This window comes from Lentzea sp. CC55 (assembly GCF_021056325.1).
GTDB classification, from domain to species: Bacteria; Actinomycetota; Actinomycetes; order Mycobacteriales; family Pseudonocardiaceae; genus Lentzea; species Lentzea jiangxiensis.
Genome location: NZ_JAJCXE010000056.1, coordinates 757,770 through 778,886 on the forward strand (window position 1 = coordinate 757,770; position 21,117 = coordinate 778,886).

The following is a 21,117-nucleotide window of genomic DNA, read 5'->3' on the forward strand; positions in this document are numbered from 1 at the left end:
AGGGCTCGTGCGGCGGCAGCGTCTATGGGAGCGCTCTCACAGTTGATACCTGAAACCGGTTCCGGGCGAAACCGTTTTTTGATTTCCGGTACAAACGAATCGTTCCAGCACCACGAACGCGACGAACCGGCTACTCCGCGGAGCAGCCGGTTCCGGTGTGTCGTGCGGGGGTGACGCGCTGTCGCGGCCGGGCGTGGCGAGATCTCGCCGCGCTAGCGAGCGGCCGGCGTTCCGGCAGGTGAGATGGCGAACCACTTGCCGTCGACGCCGTGGCCCACCGCGTCGCCCGCCTGCTCGTCGTCGACGTGCCGGTACACCGGTTTGCCGCCGATCGTGACCTGCTCCGTGCCGTCCGGCCGCCGCACGGTGCCGAGGAGCCTCCGGTCGAGCGAGGGGGCGTCGAACCGGCCGCCCTTCGCGAGCAGCGGCACCCACACGAGCGTGCACTCGGGTTCGAGGCAGGTCGGCTCGGGCGGGTCGGTGCCGTCGTCGGTGGTGAAGTAGAGCGTGTAGTGCTGGCGGTCGGCGACGACGGGACCCACCGCCGGCGACTGCTCCACCCGCAGCTCCGCGATGTCGCCCGGCAGCACGGCCGTCGGGCCCGCGACGGGTCCGGCCTCCAGCGCCTCCGGCGAGGCCGTCTCCTGCGGGGGCTCGGCCGAACAGGCGCCGAGGCAGGCGAGGAGCAGGGCGAAGACGGCGAAGCGGCTCACGCCTGGGCTTACGGATGGCGGCCGGGGGACGGTTCAGCGCGAGCCTCACCACAGGAAGACGAACCGCAGGAAGTGCACCGCCAGGAACCCGGCGGGGACGAGCAGCGCGGCTTCGGCGAACACCGCCCGGGCGACGTGGAACACCGGCGGGCCGATGTTGTTCTTCTCGCCGGGAAACGGCCCCACGGCTTCCACGTGCGGGTTCCGGTCCCCGTCGAACACGACGACCGCCGACGTCCACTGCGCGGAACCGTCGTGCTCGCCGGGGGCGACGTCCGGACGGCCTCGAGCTCTGGGGCGGTGCCCGGCGATCGCCGCCGGCGGTGGGAACGAAGTGCTGGATCCGACCTGCGACGCGCAGTCCGCCGTCCGGCCGCGGTCCGTCACCGCGACCCACTCCGACCGTACGCCGTCGATCATCGAACTGGGCGAGGGAGCGCTGGAATCCGGAATCGAACGCCGGCTCATCCAGCTCCGGCAGGCCGAGCACGCCCTCGCAGCGCCACGTCGATCAGGACCAGCGCTGTCAGAATCGCTCCGAATCCAGCCAGAACCGCGATCGTCGTCATCGTCTGACCGGGCAGTGCCGGAGGATCACAGCTTCGGTCGCCCAGGCACTGGCTCATGCCACCTCAAGACGACCACCGCACCTCGGGGGTGGGCGGCAACGCCTGCTCGGCAGTCCGCCACACGAGCAGAGCGACACCGATGAAAACCGCACCCACTGCTGCCGCCAACGTACGCATCCACTGCGGCCTCATCGTCGTCCTCCCGCCGTCAGCTACCTCTGTGCCGGTCAGCTGGTGGTTCAGAACGTGTGATGTCGCCACTCGATGCGAACCAACGAGGGCGGGCCGTGCTCAAGCTCGGGAACAGGAACTCACGGCCGAGTGATCGCCGCCAGCACCAGCGCCCGGATCTCCTCGGCGATCTCGTCCACGTCGAGCGGCGGCTCGTGCGCCTGCCACTCGCGCAGCAGCCCTGTGATGGCCCCGACCAGCGCGATCGCGGTCAGCCGGTACGACCGGCGCGGTGCCGTCCCCGCGTCCGCCGCGCGCAGGGCCTCCGACTCGATGAACTCCGCCCACGTCGTCACCCAGCGGACGTGTTGCTGCTCGATCTCGGCGGTCACGCCCACGGCCTCGACGTAGTTCAGGCGCGGCGCGCGCGGATCGGCTGTCACGCTGCGCACGAACACGTCCAGCAGCGTCGAGACCCGGACGGCCACGTCGTCGGTCTCCAGCTCGGCGAGCGCCGTGCGGACCCGCTCGAACGCGGTGGCGTTGATCAGGTCGTGCAGCTCGCGCAGCAGGTCCTCCTTGGAGGCGAACTCCTCGTAGAAGTTACGCGTGGAGACCCCGGCCTCGGTGCAGAGCCCGGTGATCCGGGTGGCCGCGAAGCCCGTGCCGGTGAAGAGCGCGAGTCCCGCCTGGAGCAGCTTCGCCCGGCGCTCGGCCTTGCGCTGCTCGGGTGAGATGCCGCCGTAGGCACGGGCCACCGGTGGTGCTCCCATCTGGTAACTGGGGTTGTCAGATTACGACGGCGCAACCTGCCGCGCATGTCACGCGTCTGGACCTTTGTGCACGGGTCAACTGCCCGTCGCGCTGGGGATGAGGGCGGGGCAGCCTCCGGTCGAATAGCCGGGGTCGTACTCGAAATGCCACTGCTCGTTTTCGTAACGGCGGCACCAGCCGAGGGTGCCGCCGTTCTTCTCGACCCATTTCGCGGATTCGACCGGCTGGATGTCGACCGCGAATCCGATCACGTGCATCGAACGGTCCGGCGGGTTCAGGACGTACCTCGACGCGAGTTCTTCGGTGCCGAACTTCTCCACGGCCTCGTCGAACTCGGCCCGCTGCTGTCCGCGGCTGCGCTTGCCGTCGTTCAGGCAGAGCTGGACGCCCTGCTCAGAGGCCTGGGAACGCAGCGCGAGCCACGCCTGCAGCACCTCGGGGCGAAGGCCTTCCGGGGCCTCGTCGTAGTACCGCGCGTCGATCGGGCAGGGCGGTCCTCCCGGCGGTCCGGGTACTTCCTCGATTATCGCGAGCGGCTTTCCGGCGTGCCGGTCGAACACGAGCGTCAGCCTGCCCAGGTAACCCAGCGCGCCGCCGGTGGAAACCACGAGTGTGACGATCAGGAGAACGCCGGACACGACGCGTCTGGAGGTCTTGGACATGATCGGATAATACGTCGGACGGCGGCGATGTCTGTCAGCAACCCGTAACAGTCCTTCGGCAGCTGTGTCCCGACGAACGTGGCGAGCGACACATCCGTTCGGACCAGTCTCGTTTTCGCCGGGGTGCGCAGATGTGATCGGTGAACGATTTCTGGCCCCTTTCGCCGCCGCCGATCCGGGTGGCAACATTCTCGGCGGCCGAGAACCGGCCCGTTTTCATGAGGTCTCAGGAGGACCGCTTTCATGTCCGGCCGCATTTGTGCGTTCGTCGCTCTGCTCGTTTCGCTGTTCGCCTTCGCCGGCACGGCGCAGGCCGCACCGTCCGCCCCGCCCGCACAGCGGGGCACGGCGCTGGTCCTGTCCGCGCAGTACTCGGACTTCGACGGCAATGCCTTCAAGGCAACCGTCCTGACCTGCGGACGAGGTGACCAGCACCCGCGCGGGGCCCTCGCCTGCGCGACGCTGGCGTCCGCCGGTGCCGACCTGCAGTCCATGCAGGCCGACGGGAGGGCGTGCACGTTCCACTACGCCCCCGTCGAGGTGAGGATGTTCGGTTTCTGGCGAGGTGCGCCCGTGAACGAGGCGCACACCTACCCGAACTCGTGCGTCATGCTGGCGCACACCGGTGCCCTCTTCGATTTCTAGGGATCGAACACGGCACCAGATAAATGTGGAGCGGGGCGCGGCAGGGGCGCCCCGCTCCACATTTTCTCGCATCCGGAATCACTGCTCCACCGAATGGCGAGCGGCCCGTCGGGTGTGCGAGGGTTGGATCATGGCCGCCGCTCCGCGCTTCCCGCTGCTCCACTGGACGACCATCACCCCCGCTTTCGGCGTGCTCCTGCTCGCCCTGACGTGGGGGCGCGAACTCGGGGGCGTGCTCGTCGCGCTCGTCGCCGTGGTGCTCGCCGCGACCGTGCTCGCGGCCGTGCACCACGCGGAGGTCGTCGCGCTGAGGGTGGGGGAGCCGTTCGGGTCACTGGTCCTCGCGGTCGCGGTGACGATCATCGAGGTGGCCCTGATCGTCACGCTGATGGTGTCCGGCGGGCCGGAGGCGTCGTCCCTCGCGCGGGACACGGTGTTCGCCGCGGTCATGATCACCACGAACGGCATCATCGGCATCGCGTTGCTGCTCGGCGCGCTGAAGCACCACACGATCCTGTTCAACGCGGAGGGCAGCGGCGGCGCGCTCGCCACGGTGATGACGCTCGCCACGCTCACGCTCGTGCTGCCGACGTTCACGACGAGCACGCCCGGCCCGGAGTTCTCCGGGCCGCAGCTCGCGTTCGCCGCGTTCGCCTCCCTCGGCCTGTACGCGATGTTCGTGTTCACCCAGACCGTCCGGCACCGCGACTTCTTCCTGCCCGTCGACGAGGCGGGCGTGATCGAGGTCGACGAGCACGCCGAAGCGCCGAGCGGCAAGGCCGCGCTCACCTCGCTCGGCCTCCTGCTCGTCGCACTGGTCGCGGTGGTCGGCCTCGCGAAGATCGAGTCGCCCGCGATCGAGGCGGGCGTGCGCGCCGCCGGCTTCCCCCAGTCGTTCGTCGGCGTCGTCATCGCCCTGCTGGTCCTGCTGCCGGAGACCATCGCCGCCGCCCGCGCCGCCCTGCGCGACCGCATCCAGACCAGCATCAACCTCGGCTACGGCTCGGCCATCGCGAGCATCGGCCTCACCATCCCGACCATCGCGCTGGCGACGATCTGGCTGGACGGCCCGCTCCTGCTCGGCCTCGGCTCGACGCAGATGATCCTGCTGCTGCTCACGGTCCTCGTCAGCGTGCTGACCGTCGTGCCCGGCCGCGCGACCCGCCTGCAGGGCGGTGTGCACCTGGTCCTGCTGGCGGCGTTCCTGTTCCTGGCCGTGAACCCGTAACGGGATCCGCACTTGTCGGTGAACCCGTTGTGCCCGGCTCCTGCGTCCGACCGCGCTGCGTCACAGGGCATCTGCGTCGTCAGCTGGACTGGGAGTGCTGTCGGCTCCGGTCGGCAGGTCCACAGTGGACGTACGGCCGATCAGGCCTGATGACGCCGCCCGCGCGGACGCGAAGCTCGGCCGTTCGGACGTGGTGAGCTGACGGACGAGGCCTGGGCGAGCGTGTTGCACGGCTGGACGCGGTCGCACAAGACGTGCAGGTGTTGGCGTTGCGGGCGCGGATCGTGTTGCAGTTCGCCGAAGGCGGCACGAACAGCGAGATCTCCCCACGGCGCCGAGTGACGCCGCTGCGGGATCACGTTGCCGTTGCTGCGGTTCTCCGCAGGCTCCGGTTGCTCCTCCTGACGCATGGTGGTTCTCGCCACGGCCCACCCGTTGTGTGCACACCGCTTGCCGTAGGAGGAATGGCCTTGCCCACTCTGCATGGCACGATCGCCGCGATCCTCACCACCAGGTTCGCCGTTCCGGCGGACGCGATCACCGAGGACACCGTGCTCGAAGAGGTGCTGACCGACTCCCTCGACGTGGTCGAGTTCGGCGTGGTCATCGGAGAGCGCTACAACACCGTCCTCTCCGATGAAGAGATCGCGGCGGTCGTCACGATCGCCGATGTGGCCGCGTTGATGAGCCGCAAGGTCGCCGCATAACCACATGCTGTGCCGCTGATGCCACCGACCGGGGGGATGGTGGGGCCGGCGGGCGTGGACGTCGAGCAGACCTGAAAGGCGTCGGCGCGCGGCGTCTTGAACCGCTCCAGCCACCGGGCCTCAAGGTCTCGGACGAGCCGGGCCGGGAATGCGGGCCTGCATCGCCGACGCCCTGGCTGAGCAGTGTTGATTCTCCCTGGCACATCATTATGAGAGGGCAAGTGCGATGCTCCCGACCGCGCTGGATGACCACACCGTCGCAGCACTGCGATCAGTGCTCTTCTCCGCCGACCTGGACAACCCGGCTCGTGCCGCGATCGTTTCCGCACGACGGCTGGTGGAGCCGGGAAGCTCGCACCAGGAGCGGGCCAGGGCAGCTTATGAGCAGTTGCGAGCCGTAGTCGCCAAGCTCGGCGCGTCGAGCCGGATCGCCATGGATCTGACCTCCGTGCGGAGCTTGTTCGAGTGGTCGGCTGTTGTCACGCCGGACCTGTTCGCCGTGTTGAGCGGTCATTTCGTCCTGACCGCCGGCGCGATTCAGCGGTTGGGCACCGCCTCTTCCGAGCAGAGAAGCGCGCTGGCCCGGCTTGACGACGCGGAGTACGTCGGGGTGTTCCTGCTCACGGAACTGGGCTACGGCAGCAACGTGCTGGAGATGAAGACCGAAGCCAGGTGGGATCCGCTGCTGAGGCAGTTCACGTTGCACACGCCGGATTCCGCAGCTGTCAAGTTCATGCCCAACGTGGCCGATGGCGAGGTGCCCAAAGTTGCGGTTGTGGCGGCTCGTCTGATCGTGGAGGGCCGGGACGAAGGCGTCTTCCCCTTCTTGTTCTCGCTGCGCGACCGTTCGGGAACCGTTCCGGGTGTCGAGACCCACCGGTTGCCGGATAAAGGCTTCTGTCCGATGGACAACGCTGCCACGCGTTTCGACGGCGCCGTGGTGCCGGAAGGCGGCTGGCTGTCGGGAGGTATCGCATCGTTCGACCAGTCCGGCAAGTTCCACAGTTCGGTGCCATCGCGGCGGAAGCGCTTCCACCACACCATCGGGCAGCTGCAGACCGGACGCGTGGCCTTGGCCACCGGGACGGTCGCCGCTGCCCGCGCGGCTCTGTCGCTCACCGCTCGCTACGCCTCCCACCGCCGAACCGCCGGCGGCAAGTGGATGCTCGACCGGGACAACGTCCGCCTGCCGCTCACCGCGGCCGTCGCGAGGGTGTACGCCGCTTCCGCGCTGGGCAACGCGGCCTGGGCGGCGATCGAACCGGGGGAGAACGCCTCACCCGACGGGGCCAGCTCCCTCCTGGCGATGCTGGCCAAACCGATGCTGACGTGGACGGCCCTGGACGTCCTCCAGGAATGCCGGGAACGCATGGGTGCGCAGGGCATGTTCCGCGCCAACATGATCGTCGACTACATCGGGATCACTCAAGGCGCCATCACCGCGGAAGGGGACAACCAGGTCCTCCAGGTCGCCGCGGGCTTGGCCGTGGCCGCCAACCGGGCGGCCCTGCTCCCTCGGCCGGCCGGTCAGGTTCCGGCCTGGCAACGACTGCTGGACCTGCGCGCCCGCGCCCTGGCCGAGAGGCGGGGCTCCCGAGGCGGGCAGCAGGCGATCGAGATCGCAGAAGCGAGTGCGGCCGCGTGGGCGGCTCATGAGTTGCGCTCGACCTGCCAGGACCACGCCGGTGCTCAAAGCTTGCTGGAGCGTGTCGCCGAGCTGTACGGAACCGGAGAAGTGCTGCGGACCGCGTCTTGGCACATCGTTCACGGGACTGTCGAGCCTGCTGAGGTCCGTGAGCTTGAGGAACGCCACACGCAACTCGTCGAAGAACTGGCGCCGCACCTCCACCAGCTCATCGAGGCGTTCGGTGTGACTGCGGACCTGACTCCTTCGGCCTTCGCGACCGTGAACTACTTGACCGCATCTCTGCCGGAGAGTTGGACGTCGTAGTCCGATTTGATTGAGCCAAGATGATCGTGTCGTCAAATGCCGAGGTGTGCCGGACGAACGCACGAGACCGAGCGCCTGCATCCAGTGATTTACCTCCAGGGCCGGATGCCCGCTCAGGACTTGAACTGGGCGGCCACGCTGTCCGCGAGGGGTCGTTCGTGTTTGCCGCCCCCGCGGTCACACACCGGCGGCGAGAAAGAAACATCGTTGGAAAGAGCAACGCTCGGCTTCAATGTTTGTTGCGCTGCACAGGCGGGTGGTGCCCTACGGCGTTCTTCGGATACGGGATCATCAGACGCGACAGCTTCAATGATCCAGAAGCGAACCGGATCCAGGCGTTTCTCGCGCCACTCATCCGCCGCTTGTTCGAAGTCTTCGTCGGTGGGACTGAGATTGAACAAGCCCGCGAAGTAATTCAGCGGGGCCCATCGAGGTTCAAGGAGAGAACAGTGACCCGTCCAGGGGTGCACTTGCGGCCATGCTCCTTCGCCGAGTGTGGACAAGATCATACATAACACATTGTATTGAGCTTGATCGTCCCCGCGACGACATCGAACGCACGGAGGTGCGAACGCCATGGAAACCCGCTTGAGCTACGCCAAGATCGTGGTCAGCGATCTGGAACGGTCCATCGCCTTCTACACGAAAGCGACCGGATTGTCGGTGCTGCAACGGGTCGAGTTCACCGCACCGGACGTCACCGAGGTGGTGCTCGCCGACGCGAGCGGTCAGGGCAGGGTGGTGCTGATGTGCGGCGACAGCATGCCGGTCCAGTCCGGCGCGCCCGCGTGGACGCCGTTCGTCCTCACCGTCGACGACGCCGCGGCAGCCGCCGCCGAGATCGCGGACGCGGGCTACGCCCTCGCGTGCGACCCGCCGTTGAAGGTCGGCGGCATCACCATCACGCTGGTCCCGGACCCCGACGGCTACCTCATCGAGCTCATCTCGTTCTCGCCGGACCCGTCGGGCCAGGCGCCGGTGCCCGAGGGCAAGGTCCCGCACCCGCTCCCGCAGTTCCACGACCGCGTCCTGAACTGAGGACGCCCCGGAGGTGGTCGTCCCGCCCGCCGGCGACCCATCGCCCCGCCTCGGCGGACCGGGCCGACCACCTCCTCGGGGCGCTCAGCCCGCGAGCCGACCTCGTGCCGGTGGTCGGCCGCGGCCCCGGACGTGAGGATGCGCAGGTCGTCGTGCGAGGGGGGTGCCGGGTTCGGCGGTCCACACGACGAGCTGCTGGTCCGGGTCGGTGGTGCAGGTGAGGGCGGCATCCGCCGCGAGATCGACGGTCATCGTGCTCCTCTCGTGCGGGCGGTGAAGGTCCGGGCGAGGTACAGGCACACCGCCTTGTCCTCGGGCTCGATGCCGCAGGCCCGCGGAAAGTGGCTGTGCGGCAACGAGCCCGAGGCGGCGTCCGGGTCGACAGCTTCGGCGTCGGTCCCGCGCAGCTGTGAGTCCTGACGAGCCGAGTGGTTCTCAGGCGCAAACATCCACTGTGGAGTGTTTCGGCGTACGAGAAGTAGTGCCCCTGCCCGACGCTGATGGGGCCAACAGGCGGAGGTCGGCCAGGTCGGCCGGTAGATCGTCGAGCAGCGTCAGCTCGGCGTCACCCGACCAGACCGGCGAGAACTCCACGCCGTCCACCGTGGAGCGACCAGTTGCGAGACCGTCTCTTCACCGGGCAGCCACGGCGGTGTGATCCTGTTGTGCGCCAACGGAACGGTGTGCAGGTGCGGCGGCGACGCCGACTGGCCGCTTAGAGTCACGGCTGCCTCGACGACGCGGCGGCTCCGCACCGACACCGAGCCGGAGAACCGGCCTCCCGGTGCGATCCTGGGACCGGCCTGCCCGACGGAGGCCAGCCGGGTTTGGTGGATCTCGCCGAACTGCTTCGGCGTGTCCCGTAGGCAAAGCTGACACGCCAGCTCTTTTCGAACCGGTCACTCAATGGCGGGTGCCTGCTCCATGCCGCCGTGGAGATGGCGTTCTGTCGATGAAGACGTGACTCGTCGATCGCGTAGTTCGCGGCTGGATCGCACGACTCTTGTGAGGACAGGTGGAGACCCGGCGTCCGGCTTGGCCATCGTGTGCCGTTGCTGATGTGCGGCAACTCGGCAGGATCGGTGGCGTCGGAGCTGACTCGGGCTCAGCGCACCGACTGGGGGAATCGCAACACGTGGTCCGGGTCGTAGCGGCGCGCTACGGCACGCAGTCGGCGCAGGTTGTGCCGGTATGACGTCTGCGCCCAGTCCTGCTGCAACGGGTCCAGGTAGTTGATGTACGTGCCGGTGCCGATCAGGTCGCCCAATGCCTTCTGCACCTGGTCCACCTCACGCGTGACCTGGTCGGGCGGCAGGGTGCCGACAGAGCCGAAGGGTTCGACGGAGGTCGGTGCGCCGCGGTGCGGATAAGCCGTGTCCGTCGGCGTCCGCCGGTCGATCGCCCCACCGAGCGCACCCAGGACGAGCAGCGCGCTGTCCATGCCGCGCACCGTGTCCGCCACCGCCGCCGGGGCGTGCCACCTGTTCACGATCCGCGACGACGCACGGAACGCGTTGCGGGTCGGCTGACCACCGGTCATGATCGCTGTCGCAGTCGGGTAATCGACCTCGCCGTGCTCGATCGGCGCGTTGACGCCGACCGCGTCGAGCAGGCGGGCGAGTTCCGCGAGCACCACACCCTCGCGCCCGACCCCGCAGCCGAACACGTCCGCCGCACCGTTCGGCATGACCACACAGGAGGTGGAGATCTCCTCGGGCAGCACCACACTCCACGGCTGCCAGCCGCCGAGCACGTCCGCCGCCGACCCGGCCGGGAACCGGACGCGGAACACGGTCAGCACCTCCGGCATCGGCGCGGTGGCGAACTCGAACGAGGTGACAACCCCGAAGTTGCCGCCGCCACCGCCGCGCAACGCCCAGAACAGTTCGGATTCGCAGTCCTCTGACGCGGTGACCACCCGGCTGTCCACCGTGACCATCTTGGCGGCACGCAGTCTGTCGCACACGAGGCCGTATGTGCGTTGCGTCCAGCCGAGGCCGCCGCCGAGGGTGAACCCCGCGATACCGACAGACTGGCAGTTGCCCAGTGGCAGGCACCGGCCGGCGGCCGTGAGTGCCGAGTAAACCTGGCCGAGGCGTGCTCCCGCGCCCACCACCGCGGTGCCGTCGAGCCGTACCTCGACCCCGGCCATCGGCGCGAGGTCGACTACCAAGCCGTTGTGCGGGGTGGAGTAGGCGGCATAGCTGTGCCCACCGCCGCGGGCGGCCACCCTGACACCGGATCGACGTGCTTCCTCCAGGCAGTGCTGGACGTCCTGCGGCCGCACGCACCGGGCGATCGCGGCCGGTCGGTGGTGGTCGAACAGCGAGTTGAACGGCAGCCGCGCGGTGTCGTAACCGTCATCACCGGGCAACAGCAGCTCACCGTCCAGGTGAGCGCGCAGCCGAGCCCAGCGCGGAGGCCGTGCGTTCGCGACTGCCGCATCGCCGAGGGCCGCTACAGCCGCCGCCGCTCCCGTCCACCGCAACACTTCCCGCCGCGAAACCGCCACGCCGCCACCCCCGGTTCTGTGTGAATCCAACACGGGATCCAGCCGAGGCGAATCCGCTGTTCGGCGGCCGTCACCCGCGGCCTCCACACCGCGGCGCGTGGTGGGCGGAGGCCTTCGCGCAGAACTTCGGCTACGAGCCCAGCGGACAGGACGGGTTCCCCATCCTGTTCTCCATGCGTGACCTCCTGCGGTTGGCTACGCCCATGCGTCGTGCCGCGCACGAGAGCCCGTTCGCGGCCGCCCGGCGGCAGCGGAGACACTTCACGGGCGGTATGCCGCCATGATCACCACGATGGAGCGGAGCCGCCCGGCCACCGGCGACCAGACGAGTGGCTCAGCCTGCGTCGTGCGCCCAGCGGGTCATGGCGTCCACCGCGCTGAGCAGCCTCCGGCCCCGTTCGGTCAGGTGGTACAGCACCTGCACCGGCATGCTCGGCACCACCTCGCGGCGCATCAAGCCGTGCTGCTCGAGTTCGGCCAGTCGGACCGACAGCATGCGTCCGGAGATGCCGTCGACCATGTGCCGGTACTCGCTGAACCGCCGCGCACCCCTGCCGCCGGCCAGCATGATCGCCGAGGTCCAGCGGCGTGACACGAAGCTCATGATCTCGCCCGCGATCTCGCAGCCAGCCGAGTCGATCACCTGGGGGTTTGCCGCGGTTGACCTGGTCACTTACTCAGAGTAAGCCGGTTATCGGCCGGTTGGCAAGCGAGCGGCTCCGGCCGAAGCTGGGGATCATGAGTGATACCAACGCTTTCTCGCCCCTCCGGGTCGGTGCCACCACCGTCCGCAACCGCCTCGCCATGGCCCCGATGACCCGCAGCCGGGGCACCGAAGAGGGGCTGGCCACCGCCTCGATCGCCGAGTACTACCGGCAGCGCGCCGGTGCCGGTCTGATCGTCACCGAGGCCACCCAGATCAGCCTGCGCGGCAAGGCATATCCGAACACACCGGGCATCACGACGCCCGAGCACGCCGAGAGCTGGCGGCAGGTCACCGACGCCGTGCACGACGCCGGGGGCGCCATCTACCTGCAGCTCTTCCACGGCGGACGCACCGGGCACCCGAGCATGCGGGGCGGGCTGAACGGCCACGCACCTTCGGCGGTGGCGGCACCCGGCCAGACCTTCACGCCCGACGGCATGAAGGACCACCCGGTGCCCGCGGTCATGACCGGTGACGACATCCGGGCTACGCTCCGGGACTTCGCGACGGCCTCCTCGCTGGCGGTCTCCGCGGGCTTCGACGGTGTTCAACTGCACGCGGCGAACGGGTACCTGCCGCAGCAGTTCCTGTGCCGGGACTCGAACCTGCGCTCCGACGAGTGGGGCGGGAGCACGGAGAACCGCATCCGGTTCGTCGTCGAGGCCGTCCGGGCGATCGCCGGTGCGGCCGGTGCGGACCGGACGTCGGTGCGGATCTCGCCGGCCAGCACGATCCAGGGCATCAACGAGGGGAACTCCGAGGAGCTCTACGAAGCTTTGCTGGGGGAACTGGCCGGCGACGGCTTGGCCTTCCTGGACGTCTCGGAGTCACCCGGCCACCGCGACCTGACCGCGCTGGTGCGCAAGTACTGGCCGGGAGTGCTGCTGTTGAACCCGCATCGGACCGCCGAACCGGAGGCTCCGCACGACCGGGTCGCCGACGGTCTCGCCGCCGGCGCCGACATGGTCGGACTGGGTGCCCCTTGGCTCGCCAACCCGGACCTCGGCGAGCGCATCGCACGGCGCGGCCCGTACAACGAGCCGGACAACTCGACCTTCTACGGTGGCACCGACAAGGGGTTCCTCGACTACCCGCCGCTGGCGGCCTGAGGTGGGCACGCTCGAGGGCCGCACTGCGGTCATCACCGGTGGCACGGCCGGAATCGGCTTGGCCACGGCCCGCCGGTTCGTCGCGGAGGGAGCTCACGTGCTGATCACCGGACGTCGTGCCGGTGCGCTGGACGAGGCCGTGGCCGAGCTCGGTCCGTCGGCCACCGGTGTGCGCGGCGACGCGGCCGATCCCGCCCACCTCGCTGCTCTGCTGACGGCGGTGCGCGAGCGGGGGAGAGGGCTGGACGTGCTCTTCACCAACGCAGGAGGCGGCACCCACACCCCGTTCGGTCAGGTCAGTCCGGACGAGGTGGACGACGTGCTGACCCGAAACCTGAGCGCGCCCTACCTGACGGTGCAGACGCTGGCGCCGGCGCTGAACGAGCACGCGTCGATCGTGCTGATGTCGTCCATCGCCGCCACCGCCGGCCTGCCGGGCCTCGGCGTGTACTCCGCTGCGAAGGCGGGTGCCCGCGCGCTGGCCCGCACCCTCGCCGTGGAACTGGCCGGGCGGGGTGTGCGGGTGAACGCGGTGAGCCCGGGCTACATCGACACCAGCATCGACCCGGACGTCCGCGAGTTCGTGCGGGCCGGTGCGGCGACCATCCCGCTGGCGCGCGTGGGCCGGCCGGAGGAGGTTGCCGCCGCGGTGCTCTTCCTGGCCTCCGATGACGCCAGCTACATCACCGGATCGGACCTGTTCGTCGACGGAGGACGAAACCAGGTCTAGATGTGCTGCGCAGCGAGGTTGCGAACAGCCCGACATGTGATCGGATGATCCAGGAGTGCGGTGGGCCTGCGGGTTCGGTGCGGATTGCGACATCCGCACCGACGACCAGGAGGCCCTCGTTCGACGGGCGGCCGAGCGGTTTCAGAAGTCGGTCGGCACAGCACAGCGGTGGGTTGGCCGCTACCGCGAGTTCGGCGTCGCCGACCTGGCCGATCGGTCCTCGTGCCCGTTGCCGAGCCGCGGGCCTGTACGAGGACGCGGTCGGACACCTGGACCACGCCATCGGCCTCGCCGAAGAGCACGGGCCGAGGTGGTCGCGCCGATGAAGACGGCGGTCGCGACGAGAACGGGAGTCGCCCGCCGTCGAAGCCGTCGAACGGGTGGCAGGGTGTTCCCGGTCGAGGTCTCTCGTGCGGTGTTGCCGGGGACGTGCTCGGTGCGGATGTCGCGGCGGTGCGGGAGCATGACGCCACCGCACCGCCGCGACCGGCCCGCCGGATCAGGGCGCCGTGCGGGCCGAGCCGTTGAGGGTGGACGGGGTGGGTGAGGCGTTGGTGTCGTTCCGGTCGGCGGTGAACCCGAAGCCCGCGGGGTCGCGCTCGAAGATCAGGTGCGGGTCCACCTCTGGTTGGTGCCGCCGTGGCAGTCCCAGATGATGACCTTCGTCCCGTTGGCGGTGGCGCCGCCGTTGACGTCCAGGCACTTGCCCGACGCCACCGCGGTCACGCTGCCGTCGGAGTTGACGCGGAACTGCTGGTTGCCCTGGCCGTTGCAGTCCCACAACGTCACGGCGGTGCCGTTGGCCGTGCCCTGGTTGTAGACGTCCAGGCACTTCGCGCCGTCGTAGGCGCGCAGCTCACCGGCCGTGGTCGTGGTGAAACGCTGGTTGGTCTGGCTGTTGCAGTCCCAGATCTGGGCCAGGGCGCCGTTGGCCGGCGTGCTGCCGGGGATGTCCAGGCAACGGCCGGAGTTCTGGCTCACCAAGGAGAACGACGTGGGCGCGGGGCCTCCGCCGCCGCTGACGACGTACACCGCCGTGCCGTGCGCCGGGACGCTGGCCGAGATGGCGCCGGAGGTGGTGGTCGTGCCGTTGGTCCAGGCGTCGCGCAGCGTGAACGAGCTGCCCGGCAGACCGATCGCGCTCGCCGTGGTCGAGACGGTGGTCGTGCCGCCGCCCTGGTTGAACAGGGCGACCGCGACGTTGCCGTTGGCCAGCCGCTTGGCCAGGACGCGGCGGGTTCCGTCGTGGGAGATCTGCCGGGCTTGCAGGCCGAGGCTGTCCTGGTTGATCGCGATGAGGTTCGCGTTCTTCAGGATCGTGGAAGTGGCGGCGTTCATGTTGCGCAGGTCGTTGCCTGCGATCAGAGGTGAGGCCATGATCGCCCACAGGGCGAAGTGGCTGCGCATCTCGGTGTCGGTCATGCCGCCGCGGCCGACCTCCATCATGTCGGGGTCGTTGAACGCCCCCGGCCTGGCGTAGGAGGCGAGCGGCACGGTGACGTTGACGATGTTCTGGATGCCCATCGGGTAGCCGTTGGTCTGCCCGGTGTCCCACTTGTTGGTGATGTCCTCGGTGGTGCGCCACATGTTCGCCACGTCGCCCCAGTCGCGACGCGGCCCGGTCTTGTCGTGGATGCTGTTGGAGTTGATGCTGTAGACGATCGGACGCCCGGTGGCCGCGAGGGCGTCGCGCATCTTGGCGAACGTGCGCACCTGGTCGTCGATCGTGCCGCTGGGCGAGCACCAGTCGTACTTGAGGAAGTCGACACCCCAGGCGGCGAACTGGCGGGCGTCCTGCGCTTCGTGGTTCAGGCTGCCGGTGGCGCCGGGGTAGGAGTCGAAGTACTGCGCGCACGTCTCGGCCAGCGGCGCCTGGTAGATGCCGAATTTGAGGCCCTTGCCGTGGATGTAGTCGCCGAGCGCCTTCATGCCGCTGGGGAACCGGCTCGGGTCGCCCTGGAGGTTGCCCGACGAGTCGCGGTTGGGGTTCATCCAGCAGTCGTCGACGACCACGTACTGGTAGCCCGCGTCGCGCATGCCGGAGCTGACCATCGCGTCGGCCATCTGCCGGATCAACGCCTCGTTGATGTTGCAGCCGAACGTGTTCCACGAGTTCCACCCCATCGGCGGGGTGCGCGCCACACCGTTCTCCAACGCCTGCGCGGACGACGTGTGCAGTACCGCCGTCACCGCGGACAGCAGCAGCGTGCCTGCCGCCAACAGCGTCGCCGCCCTGCGGGGACGGGGAAGTCGTGTTGCTGTCACCTGGTTTCACTCCTCGGTGCGTACGACGTTCCGGCTGCCATCCGTGCTGCCACACGGTCGGGCGAAGCGTTGCCCGATGCTCCGGATTCCGGGGTTGGACAGGTCCGCCGACGGGCTGTGACGGGGCGGCTTCCGCCAGTGACGCCCGACTTCGACGGAGCCAGTGTCGCACCGGTTGTTCACGTTCACAAGATGGTTCCGATAAGCAGGGATGTTCGTCGGCCTGGATGAAGCCTTCATTCGAGATGGGATGTTCGACTGCGGCCGAAAAGCTGCTTTAACCTGCTCTTATGTGATTCCAAGGTCAGATGGTTCGACGCCAATTCGACGGCGCATGCTCCAGGTGAGCGCTAACAATTAACTGGGTGGTGCGCTGACTCTGCCCTGTCCGCGGCTGCATTGGCTCGCGAGTCGTGGCTCTGCGATCCAGTACGGCACTCGCGGCGACCTGCCGTCGATGACGACGTCGTCGAAGGCCGGATCCTCGCCTGCTGCGACCAGTTCCTGCGACACCACTTCCCGCCCTCGGGCCGCGTGAACTGGCTCCCGACGAGCGAGTACGCGCGGAGCACGAGATCGCCGTGTCGCGGAAGGTGGCCTTCGGTACTCACGTCCAGAAGGGCATCCCGTCGACGCACGAGTCCGGCTACGCCGACGCCGAGCACGTCCAAACCTGGTCGTGTTGGTGTCGACGACGCCACCTGAACCGCGGTGGAGCGACAGGAGCAAGGCTGACGCTGCAGCCTGTCGCCCACGGTCCGGTCAGCTGGCGACGACCCGGACGGAGTTCCCGCCGGAACGGAGCTGGTCGGCGAACCGGGCTGACCATTGGTCGCGATAGGTGCCCAGTGCGACCTCGGCGAGGCGCAGCCGCTGAACGTCCGACGTGCCCGCCGGCGCGTAGATGTGGTTGGCGTCGCGGAAGAGCCGCTCGATGTGGCGAGCCGGATCGAGGCCGTACGCGGCGTGGATCTCCATGGCCGTGCGCGCACTGTCCAACGAGGACTCGACGTTGATCAGTTTCGCGCTCATCAGTTCCGGGTCGCATGGCATGCCCTGGTCGAGCATGTGCGCCGCGTGGTAAGCCGTGAGGCGGGCCGTCATCAGCTGGGATTGCATCTGCCCGAGCTTCTGCTTGACGGTGGGAACCTCGCTCAGGGGAGCGCCGTAACGGCGTTGTTCCATTGTGAACCGCACGGTCCGCTCGACGATCGCCTGGTGGATTCCCAGTGAGACGGCCGTCAGGTTGGGGCGGCCGTACAGGGTGCTCGACGAATACGCGACCGCAAGGCCGTCGCCCTCGACACCGAGCAGGTTTTCCGCCGGCACACGGCAGTTCTGGAAGATCAGCTCGCCGAAGCTGAAGCCGTGCAGGCCCATCGCCGGTTCGTACCGGCCGAGCGAAAAGCCGGGCGCGGTGGACTCCACGAGGAACGCGGACAGCCCTTTCGAACCCGGGCCTGTCCTGACGACGACACCGTGCAGGTCACCGACATGACTGTTCCCGACGAACACCTTCCGGCCGTTCAGGACGTAGTCGTCCCCGACGCGTTCGGCGGTCGCGGTCATGCCGAGAACATGTCCGCCGGACTCCGGTTCCGTCACGGCGATGGTGGGCATGCAACGACCGTCGCTCACGGCCGGCAGCCAGCGCCGCTTCTGCTGCTCGTTGCCGAAGTGCACGATCTTGGCGACGCCGCGCTGGGATGCCTGGACCATGGCGCCCATGGCGCCGCTGACGCGGGACAACTCCTCGATGATGATCGTCTTGGCCAGGTGGCCCATGCCCATGCCGCCGTACTCCGGATCGACCGTGACGGCGAGCCAGCCTTGTCGAGCGATCAGCCGGGACAACTCGTGGTGGATCGACCGGGACGCTTCCATGTCTGCCACGCGAGGTGCGACCTCGGCATCTGCGAACTCCCGGACCCTGCTGCGAAGCGCCTCGTGCTCAGGCGTGGTGAAGTAGTTGGTCGGCTGCGCTGCGGAACTCACTCTACATCCTCTGGAATTTTGGCGTGTGCCACCGTTTTGCCTTGCTCGTGGAGAAAGCAGATTCGCTGCGGATGGCTTCCGTCCTGGAAGGCGTTGCGCTGTCCTGCGATCCGGTTTCGTGTTGGCTGTTGGGGGTGAGCGGGTCGCTTTGCGCTGCGGCAGAAGGATTCCGTTCACCGGGGTGAATCCCCCGCGCCGCCCTTCGGGCAGCGGTTGGTTCGGTGGCGGAAGAATGCTCGATCGAACGAGGACGAGTATCCTTTCGGCGGCGCGCTGGTGGCTGCGAACAGCGGTTATGGCGTACGTTATACAGTTGTCAGGTCGGCGTGGAACTGCCGTTCCGGCTGCCGGAACGTTGTTTATTCCTGGTCTGTGTGACGCTTGTCGCCCGACCGCCGTGTGCAACCGTCGTGATTTGGAGAGCTGCGTTGGTTGTGCTTTTCGCGCGGCGAAGGGGTGTAGGTGAGGTGGGAGTAGTGCGGCTGGGATCGATTTCCGGTGACGTGCTGGAGTCGCGATCAGACCGTCTCACGCAGCGCGCATGGCCTTCTGGTGACGATTCGACGAGGGCGACCATCCCATCGGGTTACCGCAATGCCGGTATGACGTTCTGCGGCTGTACCAGTCGACAGGTTCCGCGGCCCGACCCGCACGTCGCCGTACGCCACCCAGGGTGTCGTGTGAAGCCCTCAAGCCGTTCGGGCTATTGCCGCGTTGCGACGTTCGGCCCTAAGTTGCGGTAACGCCGGTTACCACAAAGGGGTCCACCGATGCAGCTCCGAGCCGTGCTCACCGCCGTTCTCCTGTTGTTCGCCCTGATGACGCCTGCCGCGGCGGCGGCTCCGGGTGAGCTCCTCAGCAGCCGGGAGGTGGCGTGGCACCCGGAGCCGCTGCGGCTGCTGCCCGCGCCGGTGAAGGCCTACGACATCCGGTACAGCTCGACGTCCGCGACCGGAACGAGCACCGTCGTGTCCGGCATGGTGCTCGTCTCGCCGTTGCCGTGGAACAACGGCCCGCGCCCGATCGTGGCGTACGCGATGGGCACGCAGGGGCTGGGCGACCAGTGCGCGCCCTCGCGGCAGCTGCAGAACGGCACCGAGGTCGAGATCGCCTTCCTCTCCCGGGCCATGCTCCACGGCTGGGCGGTTGCCGTGACCGACTACGAAGGCCTGGGCACGCCGGGAGACCACACCTACGCGGTCGCACGGTCGGAGGGCCGCGCCCTGCTCGACGTGGCGCGGGCGGCGAGCGGCATCCCCGGCCTGTCCGCGGACGCGCCGGTCGGCGTGTTCGGCTACTCGCAGGGCGGGCAGGCCGCGTCGTCCGCCGCCGAGCAGTGGAAGTCCTACGCGCCTTCGCTGAACGTCGTCGGTGTCGCCGCCGGTGGCGTGCCGGCCGACCTCAACGCGGTCGCGAAGTACAACGACGGCAACGCCGGGTCCGGGCTCGTGTTCGCGGCGGCCGCGGGCTATGCCGCCGCCTACCCCGAACTGCCTCTCTCGTCCGTGCTCAACGCCCGCGGTCAGCAGGTGATCGGCAAGATCCGCGAGTCGTGCGTGGCCGAAATCGCTTTGGTGGCACCGTTCACGCGCCTCAACTCGCTGACGACCACGCCGGACGTGATCTTGGACCCGTTGTGGCAGCGGAGGTTGAACGAGAACGCGCTCGGCGCGGTCAAGCCCGCGGCACCCGTGTACCTCTACCACGGCACGCTCGACGAGCTGATCCCGTTCAGCGTCGGGCAGAAGCTCCGTTCGCAGTGGTGCTCGCTCGGCGCCGACGTGCAGTGGACGCCGCTGCCGCTGCTCGGGCACGTCGCCGCGGTCAGCGCCTGGGGCACGAACGCGGTGGACTGGCTCGGCGGCCGGTTCGCCGGACGGGCCACGAGTCCTGACTGCTGATCACCGCGGGCGCGGTGGGCGTCGTCAGGAAAGGCCCGGCGGCGGGAACCGCTTGCGGAACGTGAACCCCTCCGGCGTCGGTCCCGCCTCCTTCACCAGCGCGAGCTTGGCGAGCCCCTCCTCCGTCGTCGGCCGGTGGCCCGCGGGAACCCACCACATCACGTCGAACGCGCTGTCCGGCTCGAACCACCGCGCGCTGCGCTTCACCGCCTCGAGGTGCACGCCGCCGAAGGTGAACGCCCACAACGACTCGACCGACTCCCAGACGCTGAGGTTGTACGCCTCGCGCATCGGGTCCAAGCCGAGCCGGACCAGATCGGACATCACCGCCTCGGGACTGGGCCGCCACACGAAGCCGGGCGCCTCGCGCGCCAGGCCGTCGATCACGTCGAGCCGGCTCGCGAAGCCGCGCATCCGCCAGTGGTCGAACGGCCACCGGCCGGTCGAGATGTTCGCCTGCGCCAGTTGAAATTCCCCCATGCGTCCACTCTGACATGATCGGGCGCATGAGGTGTGTGGTGCTGGACGACTACCAGGGCGTGGCTCTCGCGAACGCCGACTGGTCGGGTCTCGACGTGGAGGTCCTGCGCGAGCACCTGGACGACCCGGCCCCCGAGCTCGCCGACGCCGAGTGCGTCGTGGTCATGCGCGAGCGGACACCGTTCACCGCGGAGTTGTTCGCCCGTCTGCCGAAGCTCCGGCTGCTCGTCACGAGCGGCATGCGCAACGCCTCGATCGACCTGGCGGCGGCGCGGGAGCACGGCGTCACCGTCTGCGGCACCGGGAGCCTCAAGACCCCGCCGACCGAGCTGACGTGGGCGTTGATCCTCGGCCTCGCCCGGCACCTGGTCACCGAGAACGCGGCCTTCCACCAAGGCGGGCCGTGGCAGAGCACCGTCGGCGTCGACCTGGCCGGCCGCACCCTCGGCCTGCTCGGCTTCGGCCACCTCGGCCAGGCGGTCGCCCGCGTCGGCAGGGCGTTCGGCATGGACGTCGTGGCGTGGAGCCCGAACCTGACCGCCGAACGGGTGGAACCGGAGGGCGTCCGGCTCGCGGCCGGCCTGCACGACCTGCTGGCGCAGAGCGACTTCGCGTCCGTCCACCTGGTGCTGGGCGACCGGACCCGCGGCCTGGTCGACGCGGCCGCGCTGGCGTGCATGAAGCCGTCGGCGTTCCTGGTGAACACCTCTCGTGCACCCGTCGTGGACGCGGCGGCGCTGCTGGAGGCGTTGCGGGAGAACAAGATCGCCGGTGCGGGCCTCGACGTGTTCGAGGTCGAGCCGCTGCCGCTGACCGACGAGCTGCGCACGCTGCCCAACGTCCTCGCGACCCCGCACCTCGGCTACGTCACGGAGTCGAACTACCGCACGTACTTCCGGGAGGCGGTCGAGGACATCCGCGCGTTCGCCGGGGGCCGGCCGATTCGCCGGCTCGCGTAACA

21 protein-coding genes and 1 pseudogene are annotated in these 21,117 nt (G+C 68.9%); 10 read left to right on the forward strand and 12 right to left on the reverse strand.

Annotated features, from left to right (window positions below; all coding sequences use genetic code 11):
• Positions 1–212: 212 nt before the first annotated feature.
• The 4 genes from L6E10_RS41110 to L6E10_RS38250 all read right to left on the reverse strand — a co-directional run bounded on the left by L6E10_RS41110 (position 213) and on the right by L6E10_RS38250 (position 2,889).
• On the reverse strand, positions 213–713 hold the full coding sequence (locus L6E10_RS41110; protein WP_236225040.1) for a hypothetical protein: 501 nt from the start codon (positions 711–713) through the stop codon (positions 213–215).
• A gap of 45 nt (positions 714–758) precedes the next feature.
• Positions 759–1,133 carry a hypothetical protein gene (locus tag L6E10_RS38240; protein WP_236225041.1) on the reverse strand — a complete coding sequence of 125 codons (375 nt, stop codon included), beginning with the start codon at positions 1,131–1,133 and terminating at the stop codon, positions 759–761.
• Positions 1,134–1,593: 460 nt separating this feature from the next.
• On the reverse strand, positions 1,594–2,211 hold the full coding sequence (locus tag L6E10_RS38245; RefSeq protein WP_236225092.1) for a TetR/AcrR family transcriptional regulator: 618 nt from the start codon (positions 2,209–2,211) through the stop codon (positions 1,594–1,596).
• Positions 2,212–2,301: 90 nt separating this feature from the next.
• Complete coding sequence (locus L6E10_RS38250; protein ID WP_236225042.1) at positions 2,302–2,889, reverse strand: D-alanyl-D-alanine carboxypeptidase family protein; 588 nt, start codon at positions 2,887–2,889, stop codon at positions 2,302–2,304.
• A 243-nt stretch (positions 2,890–3,132) separates the two neighbouring features.
• Between L6E10_RS38250 and L6E10_RS38255 the strand changes: the two genes are divergently transcribed.
• The 4 genes from L6E10_RS38255 (at position 3,133) to L6E10_RS38270 (ending at position 7,420) form a co-directional block, all read left to right on the forward strand.
• A complete protein-coding gene (locus tag L6E10_RS38255) occupies positions 3,133–3,534 on the forward strand; it encodes an SSI family serine proteinase inhibitor (RefSeq protein ID WP_236225043.1) in 402 nt (133 codons plus the stop codon).
• Between the two features lie 130 nt (positions 3,535–3,664).
• On the forward strand, positions 3,665–4,762 hold the full coding sequence (locus L6E10_RS38260) for a calcium:proton antiporter (protein ID WP_236225044.1): 1,098 nt from the start codon (positions 3,665–3,667) through the stop codon (positions 4,760–4,762).
• A gap of 470 nt (positions 4,763–5,232) precedes the next feature.
• Positions 5,233–5,469 (forward strand): acyl carrier protein, encoded by a 237-nt coding sequence (locus L6E10_RS38265; RefSeq protein ID WP_236225045.1) that lies wholly within the window; start codon positions 5,233–5,235, stop codon positions 5,467–5,469.
• Between the two features lie 226 nt (positions 5,470–5,695).
• Positions 5,696–7,420, forward strand: coding sequence for an acyl-CoA dehydrogenase family protein (locus L6E10_RS38270; RefSeq protein WP_236225046.1), 1,725 nt, complete (start codon positions 5,696–5,698; stop codon positions 7,418–7,420).
• 113 nt (positions 7,421–7,533) lie between these two features.
• Here the strand turns inward: L6E10_RS38270 and L6E10_RS38275 are convergent, their stop codons facing one another.
• Positions 7,534–7,821 (reverse strand): hypothetical protein, encoded by a 288-nt coding sequence (locus tag L6E10_RS38275; RefSeq protein ID WP_236225047.1) that lies wholly within the window; start codon positions 7,819–7,821, stop codon positions 7,534–7,536.
• Positions 7,822–7,996: 175 nt separating this feature from the next.
• Between L6E10_RS38275 and L6E10_RS38280 the strand changes: the two genes are divergently transcribed.
• Positions 7,997–8,458, forward strand: coding sequence for a VOC family protein (locus tag L6E10_RS38280; protein ID WP_236225048.1), 462 nt, complete (start codon positions 7,997–7,999; stop codon positions 8,456–8,458).
• A gap of 248 nt (positions 8,459–8,706) precedes the next feature.
• On the opposite strand, the gene L6E10_RS38285 is transcribed toward L6E10_RS38280, so the two are convergent.
• The 3 genes from L6E10_RS38285 to L6E10_RS38295 all read right to left on the reverse strand — a co-directional run bounded on the left by L6E10_RS38285 (position 8,707) and on the right by L6E10_RS38295 (position 11,643).
• On the reverse strand, positions 8,707–8,907 hold the full coding sequence (locus tag L6E10_RS38285) for a hypothetical protein (protein ID WP_236225049.1): 201 nt from the start codon (positions 8,905–8,907) through the stop codon (positions 8,707–8,709).
• Between the two features lie 656 nt (positions 8,908–9,563).
• Positions 9,564–10,970, reverse strand: a complete 1,407-nt coding sequence (locus tag L6E10_RS38290; RefSeq protein WP_236225050.1) for an FAD-dependent oxidoreductase — start codon at positions 10,968–10,970, stop codon at positions 9,564–9,566.
• 334 nt (positions 10,971–11,304) lie between these two features.
• Positions 11,305–11,643, reverse strand: a complete 339-nt coding sequence (locus L6E10_RS38295; protein ID WP_236225051.1) for a helix-turn-helix domain-containing protein — start codon at positions 11,641–11,643, stop codon at positions 11,305–11,307.
• 65 nt (positions 11,644–11,708) lie between these two features.
• Between L6E10_RS38295 and L6E10_RS38300 the strand changes: the two genes are divergently transcribed.
• The 3 genes and pseudogenes from L6E10_RS38300 to L6E10_RS38310 form a co-directional block, all read left to right on the forward strand.
• Complete coding sequence (locus L6E10_RS38300; protein WP_236225052.1) at positions 11,709–12,785, forward strand: alkene reductase; 1,077 nt, start codon at positions 11,709–11,711, stop codon at positions 12,783–12,785.
• A gap of 1 nt (position 12,786) precedes the next feature.
• The gene (locus L6E10_RS38305) at positions 12,787–13,515 is read left to right on the forward strand and encodes an SDR family NAD(P)-dependent oxidoreductase (RefSeq protein WP_236225053.1); all 729 of its coding nucleotides are present in this window, start codon (positions 12,787–12,789) and stop codon (positions 13,513–13,515) included.
• 118 nt (positions 13,516–13,633) lie between these two features.
• A pseudogene (locus L6E10_RS38310) lies at positions 13,634–13,780 on the forward strand (helix-turn-helix domain-containing protein); the annotation flags it as partial.
• 234 nt (positions 13,781–14,014) lie between these two features.
• Here the strand turns inward: L6E10_RS38310 and L6E10_RS40590 are convergent.
• The 3 genes from L6E10_RS40590 to L6E10_RS38320 all read right to left on the reverse strand — a co-directional run bounded on the left by L6E10_RS40590 (position 14,015) and on the right by L6E10_RS38320 (position 17,952).
• Positions 14,015–14,137: a hypothetical protein gene (locus tag L6E10_RS40590; protein WP_275677344.1), complete on the reverse strand. Its 123-nt coding sequence runs from the start codon at positions 14,135–14,137 to the stop codon at positions 14,015–14,017.
• Positions 14,122–15,780, reverse strand: a complete 1,659-nt coding sequence (locus tag L6E10_RS38315) for a lectin (protein ID WP_236225054.1) — start codon at positions 15,778–15,780, stop codon at positions 14,122–14,124. Before L6E10_RS38315 ends, L6E10_RS40590 begins: the two co-directional genes overlap by 16 nt.
• Positions 15,781–16,542: 762 nt before the next feature.
• Complete coding sequence (locus tag L6E10_RS38320) at positions 16,543–17,952, reverse strand: acyl-CoA dehydrogenase family protein (RefSeq protein ID WP_236225055.1); 1,410 nt, start codon at positions 17,950–17,952, stop codon at positions 16,543–16,545.
• A gap of 593 nt (positions 17,953–18,545) precedes the next feature.
• Between L6E10_RS38320 and L6E10_RS38325 the strand changes: the two genes are divergently transcribed.
• Positions 18,546–19,676: a lipase family protein gene (locus L6E10_RS38325; RefSeq protein ID WP_236225056.1), complete on the forward strand. Its 1,131-nt coding sequence runs from the start codon at positions 18,546–18,548 to the stop codon at positions 19,674–19,676.
• 24 nt (positions 19,677–19,700) lie between these two features.
• Here L6E10_RS38325 and L6E10_RS38330 read toward each other — a convergent pair whose 3' ends face one another.
• Positions 19,701–20,156 (reverse strand): DUF3291 domain-containing protein, encoded by a 456-nt coding sequence (locus tag L6E10_RS38330; protein WP_236225057.1) that lies wholly within the window; start codon positions 20,154–20,156, stop codon positions 19,701–19,703.
• Positions 20,157–20,182: 26 nt separating this feature from the next.
• Between L6E10_RS38330 and L6E10_RS38335 the strand changes: the two genes are divergently transcribed.
• On the forward strand, positions 20,183–21,115 hold the full coding sequence (locus L6E10_RS38335) for a D-2-hydroxyacid dehydrogenase family protein (RefSeq protein WP_236225058.1): 933 nt from the start codon (positions 20,183–20,185) through the stop codon (positions 21,113–21,115).
• Positions 21,116–21,117 lie beyond the last annotated feature (2 nt).